This is a genomic window from Megamonas sp. Calf98-2 (assembly GCF_900110235.1).
In the GTDB taxonomy this organism is placed as follows: domain Bacteria; phylum Bacillota; class Negativicutes; order Selenomonadales; family Selenomonadaceae; genus Megamonas; species Megamonas funiformis.
The window spans coordinates 22,677-33,561 of the sequence record NZ_FOCY01000024.1 but is presented as its reverse complement, the minus strand read 5'-3'; the positions used below and the strand labels follow the sequence as shown (position 1 = coordinate 33,561).

Annotated in this window: 12 protein-coding genes and 1 other RNA gene; 1 reads left to right on the top strand and 12 read right to left on the bottom strand. The window is 33.2% G+C overall.

Features of this window, described 5'->3' with window-relative positions; genetic code table 11:
- Positions 1–262: zinc ribbon domain-containing protein (locus BMX03_RS08260; protein WP_143052079.1), on the top strand; the 262-nt coding region annotated here is incomplete at its 5' end.
- 9 nt (positions 263–271) lie between these two features.
- Here BMX03_RS08260 and BMX03_RS08255 read toward each other — a convergent pair.
- From BMX03_RS08255 to cobA, 12 genes are all read right to left on the bottom strand, one after another.
- Positions 272–556: a hypothetical protein gene (locus BMX03_RS08255; protein WP_255361458.1), complete on the bottom strand. Its 285-nt coding sequence runs from the start codon at positions 554–556 to the stop codon at positions 272–274.
- Positions 557–663: 107 nt separating this feature from the next.
- On the bottom strand, positions 664–1,023 hold the full coding sequence (locus BMX03_RS08250) for a GNAT family N-acetyltransferase (RefSeq protein WP_255361456.1): 360 nt from the start codon (positions 1,021–1,023) through the stop codon (positions 664–666).
- A gap of 239 nt (positions 1,024–1,262) precedes the next feature.
- A complete protein-coding gene (gene feoB / locus BMX03_RS08245; RefSeq protein ID WP_091694798.1) occupies positions 1,263–3,314 on the bottom strand; it encodes a ferrous iron transport protein B in 2,052 nt (683 codons plus the stop codon).
- Positions 3,307–3,537 (bottom strand): FeoA family protein, encoded by a 231-nt coding sequence (locus BMX03_RS08240; RefSeq protein WP_091694795.1) that lies wholly within the window; start codon positions 3,535–3,537, stop codon positions 3,307–3,309. The genes feoB and BMX03_RS08240 overlap by 8 nt, the downstream gene beginning before the upstream one ends.
- Positions 3,538–3,657: 120 nt before the next feature.
- Positions 3,658–4,395 (bottom strand): hypothetical protein, encoded by a 738-nt coding sequence (locus BMX03_RS08235; RefSeq protein WP_091694793.1) that lies wholly within the window; start codon positions 4,393–4,395, stop codon positions 3,658–3,660.
- A gap of 136 nt (positions 4,396–4,531) precedes the next feature.
- Positions 4,532–4,783 (bottom strand): pro-sigmaK processing inhibitor BofA family protein, encoded by a 252-nt coding sequence (locus tag BMX03_RS08230; protein ID WP_008539849.1) that lies wholly within the window; start codon positions 4,781–4,783, stop codon positions 4,532–4,534.
- A gap of 28 nt (positions 4,784–4,811) precedes the next feature.
- Positions 4,812–5,408 (bottom strand): recombination mediator RecR, encoded by a 597-nt coding sequence (gene recR, locus BMX03_RS08225; RefSeq protein WP_022228636.1) that lies wholly within the window; start codon positions 5,406–5,408, stop codon positions 4,812–4,814.
- Positions 5,408–5,731 (bottom strand): YbaB/EbfC family nucleoid-associated protein, encoded by a 324-nt coding sequence (locus tag BMX03_RS08220; protein WP_008539847.1) that lies wholly within the window; start codon positions 5,729–5,731, stop codon positions 5,408–5,410. The genes recR and BMX03_RS08220 overlap by 1 nt, the downstream gene beginning before the upstream one ends.
- 71 nt (positions 5,732–5,802) lie before the next feature.
- On the bottom strand, positions 5,803–7,716 hold the full coding sequence (dnaX, locus tag BMX03_RS08215) for a DNA polymerase III subunit gamma/tau (protein WP_091694790.1): 1,914 nt from the start codon (positions 7,714–7,716) through the stop codon (positions 5,803–5,805).
- Positions 7,717–7,775: 59 nt separating this feature from the next.
- An RNA gene (ffs, locus tag BMX03_RS08210) (signal recognition particle sRNA small type) lies at positions 7,776–7,875 on the bottom strand.
- Between the two features lie 494 nt (positions 7,876–8,369).
- Positions 8,370–9,344: a porphobilinogen synthase gene (hemB, locus tag BMX03_RS08205; protein ID WP_008539842.1), complete on the bottom strand. Its 975-nt coding sequence runs from the start codon at positions 9,342–9,344 to the stop codon at positions 8,370–8,372.
- A 6-nt stretch (positions 9,345–9,350) separates the two neighbouring features.
- Positions 9,351–10,862: a uroporphyrinogen-III C-methyltransferase gene (gene cobA / locus BMX03_RS08200; RefSeq protein ID WP_091694787.1), complete on the bottom strand. Its 1,512-nt coding sequence runs from the start codon at positions 10,860–10,862 to the stop codon at positions 9,351–9,353.
- Positions 10,863–10,885: the final 23 nt, after the last annotated feature.

The window sequence follows — 10,885 nt, the reverse complement described above, 5'->3', positions numbered from 1 at the left end:
AATATCTGACTATGGATTTAGTGAATTTATAAAAATTCTTGAATATAAAGCGAGAGAAATTGGCTCAATAGTGCAAAAGATAGATAGATACTATCCAAGTTCGCAAATTTGCCATGTTTGTGGTACAAAAAATCCTGAAACTAAAAATTTGGCAGTTCGTGAGTGGATTTGCGCAAAGTGCAAATTCAGTCACGATAGAGATAGAAATGCTGCTATAAATATATGGAAGGTTGGGGCATCAACCTTCTTTGGAGAGATATAGTAAGACCTGCTATTTTAGTAGGCAAGTATCGTTTGTATCCAAGAATCCCCTGCCTTTAGGCATGGGGAGTATGTCAACATAATAATTTTCTATCTTAGTCTTTAATCCACTGATATCTTTAGCTTCCATATCTGCATTTTCTAAAACAATAATTTCAGCTTGTTCCTTTGATATTATTCCTGATTTTTCCACTTTTACATCATGCTGTTCAATTTGCTGTTCTGTTCTATTATCCATAGGAATAACATTTTTTACTCCTTTAAATTCTTTTTGGTCATCTATCTGCGATTGCATTATGCCATAGCCTCCAAAAAAGCCCAATACTAAAATGATAATTATAATACCAACAATCCTCACAAAATCATACCCTTTCTTTATTCTCTATCCATGCTATTTAAACTTTACTTTATTAATTTTTCCATATGTATATGCGGACAATATTCATCTAAATAAATATCTCCACTTGCTCTATATCCTAAACTTTCATAAAAAGCTCTCGCTCTACATTGTGCAGATAAATTTATTTTTTCACCTGATAAAGCTTTCACTTTTTCCTCTAATAAGTTCATCAATTTAGTGCCTATATGACATTTACGATATTCTTTAAGCACTGCTAATCTGCCAATTATATATGAATTTTTCTCATCTTCATCTCGATATAATCTCGCATTTGCTATAGCTTTTTCTCCTTCCCAAATAATTAAATGATACGCAATATCATCTATATCATCAAATTCATTTTCAAATTTTTGTTCATTCACAAATACTTCTATGCGTATATCTTTTGCCTCTTGGGGCAAATAATCAAAAAACTTGTACTTCAAATTCATCTTTACACCTTTACTTATCATACTTTTATTTATATTATATCATGAAAATCGCTCTCAATAACACCGATTATAGCACTATTCTCATATATTTAATAAAAAAATTAACAGTGTTACAAGAGTTTTATAAATAATTAAACTCTCATAAACACTGTTCAAACAAAAATTAAATATTAATATAAAATATTGCTACCTACTTGATAGATAATAACGGCTACTAAATATGCAATTAATAATTGGAAAAATATTGCAAAACAAGTCCATTTTGTAGAATTAGTTTCTTTTTTTATAGTTACAATACTAGCTATACATGGAGTATATAATAAACAAAATACCATCAAAACATAAGCATTTAATTCATGAAAACCAACTTGTGCTAATTGACCAACTAAAGTATTCATGCCTTCTGCTGAATTGATATTTAAAATACCATACAATACGCTCAAACTTGCTACAACAACTTCTTTTGCTGCAATACCAGATATCAAAGCCACTGCAATCTGCCATAATCCAAGCCCAGCAGGCACTAAAATAGGTGCTATTAATCGACCGATTTGAGCTCCAAAGCTATCACCGATATCTACCATACCAGAGAAATTAAAGTTTAAAATAAACCAGATAACTATTGATGCTACGAAAATCGTTGTACCAGCTTTTGCTAAATATGATTTAACTTTTTCCCAAGCATATAAAAATATAGACATTATATTTGGTGATTTATATTCAGGAAGTTCTATCAACAATACTTTTTTATCGCTCTTATCGCTTACCTTATAAAAGATTTTAGCAATAATTATCGCCATGACTATGCCGATTACATACATAGAAAAAGCTACAAACATCGCATATTCTGGGAAAAACATTCCTGAAAATAAAATATATATTGGAAGTCTGGCACTACATGACATAAATGGCGTTACTAAAATAGTACGCAATCTATCTTTCGGGTCTTCTAAAGCTCTTGATGCCATAATAGCTGGTACTGAACAACCAAATCCCAATAATAAAGGAATAAATGCTCTACCAGATAAACCGATTTTGCCCATTACTGAATCCATGACATAGGCCACACGCGACATATATCCGCTATCTTCTAACACAGCTAAAGCTAAAAATAAAATAAATATATTCGGTAAAAATGCTAATATACCACCAATACCAGCTATAGCCCCATCAATTAATAATGACGATATAATTGGACTGACATCTATAGAATTCAATATTGCCATCAAATCATTGCTTACAATATCTATTCCTTCTACTAAATAATTTTTAAAAATATCACCTATAGTAAAAGTTAAGAAGAAAATAAATGCCATAATAGCCAAGAAAATTGGAATACCCCAGACATTATCAGTAAGCACAGCATCTATTCTATCTGTAGAGCGTGCTTCTTTATCTTTATTTACTAATACTTCTTGTATTATTTCTTCGATAAAGTCATATTTTTGCTTAATGATATCTTTTTCATAACTTCTATCCAATACATCAGGCAAATCTAAAGGATATTTTTCAATAATTTCTTTATCCTGTACTAATTCTTTGATTGCATGCCAACGCAAATTAGGTAATTGACCATATTTTTCAACGAGAGCTTCTTCGATAATATCTATCTTATCTTCAACCTCATCACTATAAACAACTACACAATCCTTATGATGATTATGTCTATGTTTACGATTTAAAATTTCTTCACCATGATGATGTTCTATTTTATCTTTAATTTTTTCACCCTGATGATGAGCGACTGCATGCATTAAGATTTCTAGACCACGTTTTTTTCTAGCACTAACAGGAACTACTGGTATCCCTAGCATTTCTGGCAATCTATGAAAATCGATATCCATGCCTCGTTCTTCAACAATATCCATCATATTTAAAGCTAGAACCATTGGCTTACCTAATTCAATAAGTTGCAATGCTAAATATAAATTTCGCTCTAAAGAAGAAGCATCTGCCACATCGACAACAATATCGACTTCATCATCTAATATATATTGACGTGATACTTGCTCTTCCATAGTATATGAAGTCAAACTATAAATTCCTGGTAAATCCACTAATTTATAATTTTCATTGTGAAATTGCATTACTCCTTCTTTTTTTTCTACAGTTACACCGGGCCAATTGGCAACTTTTAAATGAGCGCCAGTATAAGCATTAAATAAAGTAGTTTTCCCACAATTAGGATTGCCAATAAAAGCTACATGAACATCTTTACTCATTTTCTATTTCCTCGATTTCTATAGCATCTGCTATTTCTTTACCTATGGCAAAACGAGTGCCACGTACCTTTATAATTACAGCGCTTTGATTTTTTTTATTTAAAACCATAAGTTTCACTTGGTCAGTCATGCCGAGCATCTCTAAACGACGTTCAATATTTCCCTCTAAGTTTACTTTTTTTACAAGATAAGTTCTTCCTTTTTGTGCTTGTGATACATTCAAAATTATCGCCTCCTAAATATATACATTTTTCATTTTATCACATCTAGGCAAAATTTATCTAAAAAATAAAAAACGACACCTTTAAATAGTGTCGCTTTTATAGATAAAATCATTATTTAATTAAAATTTATCCTTATCTTTTGGTGGTGTAATATCTATTATTTTACCACTTTTAGACTCTGTATATTCCGCATCTTGTTCATTTGTATATTGATTATATTGTTGATATTCACTTTGATTTGCACCATTTAAACGGTTTCCACATTCAGGGCAGAATTTTGGAGGATTATTTCTATCTGGTGCCATCCATCCACAATTAGGGCAACAGAAATTATTTTCATCATATCTACTGCTAGCATAAGCATTAGTTTCATTTTTTTTGCCAAAAAGTTTACGATAAATAGCCATAATTATCATTACTACGATACCGATAAGTACCACATTGGCAATTAAGCCTAAAATATCACCCATAAATCCGCCAAGACCAAACATATTGCTGAGCATGCTACCTAAGAACATACCACCAGCAAATAAACCAATATTTCTTAAAGCACTACCCCAACGGCTACCAGATTGCTGATTGTTTGCTGTATTTGTAGTAGTGTTAGTTTTATTTGCAGTATTTGTACTTGCATTATTTGTAGTTGCATTAGATTTAGGTGCTTCTGTAGCATTTGTCTTTGGCGCATCAGTTTTTGGTGTTGTAGTTGTTGTTGATTTTGTAGAAGGTGTTACAGATTTTGTTGTACTAGCTGGAGCTTTGAACCCGCCACCGCCAGATTTTGCTTTTGCCATGCCGATACCACTAAAAGCAAAAACACACACCATCACAATTGCTAATATTTTTTTGAAATTCATTATACACACTCTCTTTTTAATAGTTATTTTTATCTAATTAATAGTTATTTTAACATATAAAGCATAATCAATCAATTATCTAATTAATTATTTATAAATTTGCCTACAAAAAAAGCTACAGCCAAAACTGTAGCTCTTATAACATAGAATAAATCGCTAATACCAATACTCCTGGTACTCCAAATATCCCTGCTATCAATGCCGTTATAAAATTAATCGGAATGTATACAAATCCCAAGAAATTTATAATATATAAAACGATAGCACCTATTATGCTATTATAAATGCAATTCCATAAGATTTTTAGTGGCATAGAAAAAATTTTAGTGAATACACATAAAATCAATAAGCCCACAAAAAAAGCAATAACTAATGTAGACTCAACCATAAAATCACAACCTTTGTTCTAAATGAACTTACATTTCTCGACGATTTTCAATAGCTTTAGCTAAAGTTACCTCATCTGCATATTCTAAATCGCCACCAACAGGAAGTCCATGAGCAATTCTTGTTACTTTTATACCTAGTGGTTTTAATAATTTGGCAATGTACATAGCTGTTGCTTCGCCTTCGATATTAGGATTAGTAGCCATGATAACTTCTTTTACTTTATCATCATATAAACGATTTAATAATTCTTTGATATGAATATCCTCTGGCCCTACTCCTTCAATTGGCGATAAAGCTCCATGCAATACATGATAAACACCTTTATAATCTCGCATACGTTCCATAGCCACTACATCTTTAGGATGTTCTACTACACAAATAATAGAATGATCTCTATTTGGTGATGTACAAATAGCACAGGGGTCTGTATCACTGAGATTAAAACAACAACTGCAAAAGCCAATTTTTTCTTTAGCTTCAATAATAGCCTGCGCCAAGGCTTTTGCTTGGGCAGGCTCCATGTCTAAAATATGATATGCTAAGCGTACAGCTGTCTTTGAACCAATTCCTGGTAAAGCACGAAAATGTTCAATTAGCTTAGCCATAGGCTCAATATATCTCATTAGAATAATCCAGCAGGAAGATTTAAACCACTAGTTAATTTGCTCATTTCACTAGCCATCATTTCATCTACTTTTACCATAGCCTGATTTACAGCAGACAAAATAAGGTCTTGTAACATTTCTACATCTTCTGGATCTACTGCAGCTTTATCAATAACAAGGGACTGCATCTGTTTTTCACCGTTCATAACGACTTTAACAACACCGCCACCAACGCTTACTTCAACAGTTTTCTTTTTAAGTTCATCTTGCATTTTTTTCATATCAGCTTGCATTTTCTGAACTTTTTTCATCATGCCAGCCATATTACCTTGATTAAACATCAAAATACCTCCATATAAAATATTTTTCTCTATTTAGAGTATCAAAATAAAATAAAATCGTCAATTATCTATTATTTATTATCTTCAGGAATTATTTTTCCACCAAAAATCTCAATCGCCGTCTGTAATGTATGTTTACCTTCTGGTGTCATATTATCATAATCCACATCTGTTGGCGCTATATCTACATAATCTTCATCTGTAGGCATAGGAATATCTGCTTGATAATCACCTTGTGGCAATACATCCTCATCTTCAATCATAGGAATTGTTACTTTTGGCGCTTTTATTTCCTGTATTTTATCAACATTATTATTTAAAGTAGTATTAACCTGTGGCATTTGCGTTATTTTCAAATCTCCACAAGTACAGACTAAACGCAAATTATGACCTGTTACATTTTCTAATACTTCTTCTATCAATAAACGATAATCATCTTTTTCTGTACGAGCTTGTAAAAATGGGCTATCAAAATGGATAAAAAATTGATTATCTGCTATGCGATAAGGTAGTGCTCTATTTACACAAGCCACTACAACTTTTTTGCGACGAGCATTAAGCCCTGCCAACACATTTTGCCAAATAGCTGTAGCATCAGCATTTTCCATCGGCATTATATTAGTATGCACTGGCTCATTTTTAACTATTTTTGAAGCTCTTTTTACTGTATTTTGTCTTGGCTCTACAAAAGTATTCATCATTGGTGTATTCGTCATCGGAGTTGATTTATACTGTTCTTGCATATTAGCCAACTGACTACTAAGTGCTTTGACTATTCTATCTAAACGAGAAACAGTCTGTTCTAGCGCCATTATTTTTACCTCTGAAGCACCCTTGTTATTTACTGCAGGTATATTATTCATCATCGACATTATTTTTTCTGAATTATTATTTTCAGCTTCGCCTTGCCAGCATAATTTTAAAAATAAAACTTCTGCCGTTATTCTAGGTTGACTTGCCCATTTTATTTCATTAATAGCCTCATGTATTTTTTGAATAATTTGCATTATCTGGTCATGCGTAAATTCTTTAGCTTGGCGAGATAATACCTCTTCATCTTCAAAATACATATTTAAATTTAATAATTTATTTGAAGCTTTATAGAGCATAATCGAACGAAAATGCAATACTAATTCGTTCAATAATTGTTTTATTTCTTTACCTTGAGCTATTACTTCATCAAGGATAGTTAAAATCGTTTGACTATCTTTTTTAGATAGAGCATCTGTTATCTGCCATACCCAATCATGACCTACAAGCCCTAATACTTTTCTCACTTGTGTAACAGTGAGTTCATCTTTGGTAAAAGCAAGACATTGGTCTAATAAACTGAGTGCATCACGCATACCGCCATCTGCCTGAATGGCAATAATAGACAATGCATCTTTATCTGCATTTAGCCCCATCTCATCAGTAATCATCACAAGTCGTTTTAAGATATCATCTTTAGTTATGCGTTTAAAATCATATCTTTGACAACGTGATTGTATTGTTATTGGCACCTTATGCACTTCTGTTGTTGCCAAAATAAATACAACATGAGATGGTGGTTCTTCTAATGTTTTTAGCAAAGCATTAAAAGCTTCTGTCGTCAACATATGAACTTCATCGATGATATATACTTTATATTTACCATCTACAGGAGCAAATTTCACTGTTTCACGTAAATCACGAATTTCATCAATACCACGATTGGAAGCCGCATCTATTTCAAAAACGTCCATGAATGAACCATCATTTATTTTTTGACAACATACACATTGATTACAAGGTGTTGGTGTCGGTCCATGCTCACAATTTAAAGCCTTCGCTAAAATCTTAGCTGTACTTGTCTTCCCTGTACCACGTGGTCCAGAAAATAAATATGCATGAGCTACTTTACCGGTGCTTATAGCATTAGATAAAGTTTCACTGATATGTTCTTGGCCTATAAGATCCGAAAAATCTTGTGGTCTCCACTTTCGGTAAAGTGCCATATAAGCCATAATAAATGCTCCCCTCCTATTTTTGGATATAAAAAAAACAGCTTCTCAGGTAAGAACACGGTATTCAGGCGCCCTCACGGCACATGAAGATGATCACTTACCGTTGCTCCCTTCCGGACCTGGCGGGGTTCATGAGTCTCCATTGCGCGAGACCCGAATACCGCAGTCTTACATGAGAAACTGCTCATGAATGATATTTTAGCATAAAAAAAGAATTATTACAAGTGTTCATTTCTTTGATGGCAAAGAAACGAACCAAAGAAAGCCACCGCAGATAAAATTTGAACTTTGAAAATACTTATCGCTTCATACAACGCTTAGAAACTCGCTTCGCTCAAACATTCAGACTAAAAACGTATTCAGCGATAATTATTTTCAATAACCTAAAGGTTACCATTCAAATTTTATAATGCGGAAATTAATAGTACGGTATTATCAATAAATACCAAACTTCCCCGCGTTAGCAGACTTTTACGGTAGCTAAAAGCTATTGACAAAGATAAAATCAGGGCTACGGTTTTAGTCCTACTGTTTGAGCGAAGCGAGTTTAGAGCGTTGTAGACATGATTTTATCTTTGCCAAAGTAAAATCAATATCGCGGGTGTATTTTCTTTTTGGTTCGTTTTTCTTTTAAACAAAAGAAAAATGAATATCTAACCTTTTAACCATTTTGCTACATCAATAGCGTGATATGTGATGATGATATCTGCACCTGCGCGTTTCATGCTGAGAAGTGTTTCCATAACGATGCGTTTTTCATCAATCCAGCCATTTTGGGCTGCTGCTTTTACCATGGAATATTCACCACTTACATTATATACAGCTATAGGACGATCAATTTTATCGCGAACTTGACGAACGATATCGAGATAACATAAAGCAGGTTTTACCATGATGAAATCTGCTCCTTCTTCCATATCAAGTTCTACTTCTTTCATAGCTTCACGGCTATTAGCAGGGTCCATCTGATAAGCTCTTCTATCACCAAATTGAGGAGCAGAATCAGCTGCATCTCTAAATGGTCCATAATATCCAGAAGCATATTTTACTGCATAAGACATGATAGATACATTTTTAAATCCAGCTTCATCTAAAGCTTCACGAATTACAGCAATTCTGCCGTCCATCATATCAGATGGGGCAATGATATCCGCACCGCTTTGAGCTTGGCTTACAGCAACTTTTGCTAATAATTTTAAAGTAGCATCATTGTCTACTTCATGACCACAAAGCTGACCGCAATGACCATGTGTTGTATATTGGCAAAGGCATACATCACCAACAATTACAAGGTTTGGCACAGCTTCTTTAATTGCACGCATAGCACGTTGTACAGGGCTATTTAAATCCCATGCACTAGAACCTATTTCATCTTTATATTCAGGAAGACCAAAAACTTCAATTGCTGGAATTCCAAGTTCATAAACTTCTTTAGCTACTTTTACTGCATTATCTACAGAAAGATGATATACATCTGGCATGCTAGGAATTTCTTCTTTTACATTTTCACCAGCAACCACAAAGATAGGATAAATTAAATCCTTTACAGATAAAGAATTTTCACGAACCATGTCGCGAACAGCGCTATTTAAACGCAAACGGCGTGGTCTTAAAGTATTGAGTTTCATCAATAGTCACCATCCAAAATTTTTTATTTTTGCTACTAAACCATCTATAGTATATACATCGGCTTCTACATCAACAATAAGCCCATGTTTTTTACAAGTATTGGCTGTGATAGGGCCAATACTTGCTTTAGCCACATTATCTAATAAAGATTTATCTTCATCAATTAATTTTAAAAGATTTTCTACAGTAGAAGAACTTGTAAAAGTTACCATATCTACTTTATGTTCTTTTAATAAAGCTTTTATCTCTTCTTTATTTGTATCTGCCATTTTTGTAGTATATGTTTCTGCTACATCTACAACAGCACCTAATTGACGAAGTCCTATTGGTAAAGCTTCACGAGCTTTTTGTGCTCTGGGTATTAAGACTTTTGTACCTTCTTTAATATCATCTTTTAAAACATTTAAAATACCTTCTGCCATAAACATTGTTGGTACTTTATCTGCAATGATACCATAATTTTTTAATTTATTTGCAGTAGCTGTACCGATAGCTGCAATTTTAGCATCTCTTAAGCTACGTACATCTAATCCTTTTTCATTTAAGCGAGCGAAAAATCTATCTACACCATTTGTACTAGTGAAAATAATCCATTCATATTCACCGATTTTAGCGATAGCTTTATCTAAACTTGCAAAATCATCATCAGGAGTTGTGATTTTTATAGCTGGAGCTTCTATACAATTTGCCCCTAAATCTTCTAATGCTGTTGTCAATTTAGAAGCTTGTTCACGAGCTCTTGTAACTAAAATATTTTTGCCAAATAACGGTTTATTATCAAACCATTGAATTGTCTGACGTAAATTTACTACATTACCAACTACAAAAACTGCTGGTGGTTTTAAATTATGTTTTTTTACATCTTCCACAGCATTACCTACTGTAGTTACTAATACTTCTTGTTCTGCTTTTGTACCCCAACGCACTAAAGCTGCTGGCGTATCTGCACTTCTTCCATATTTTATCAATTGACTTGTGATATGTGGTAAATTACCTACACCCATCAAAAATACTAAAGTATCTACAGCTGTAGCTAATTTTTCCCAATTTATATCGGATTTTCCTTTTGTTGGGTCTTCATGACCTGTGATTACAGCAAAAGATACTGCAACTTTGCGATTAGTTACAGGGATACCCGCATAAGCAGGTGCTGCAATAGCAGAGCTGATACCTGGTACAATTTCAAAAGCTACATTATTTTTCTTTAAAACTTCTGCTTCTTCACCGCCGCGACCAAATACAAATGGGTCGCCACCTTTTAAGCGTACCACGCATTTTCCTTCTTTCGCTTTATCAGCGATAAGTTGGCTAATGTCTTCTTGACGCATTGCGTGATTACCAGCTTTTTTACCTACATAGATATATTCTATATCATCTTTAGCAAAAGCCATCAAACGTTTATCTGCTAAATAATCACAAATAACTACATCTGCTTTTTCTAAACATTCTTTTCCCTTTAAAGTAATTAGGCGATAATCTCCAGGACCTGCACCTACTAAATAAACCATTCCATTCATTAATAAAAACCTCCAAAAGATAA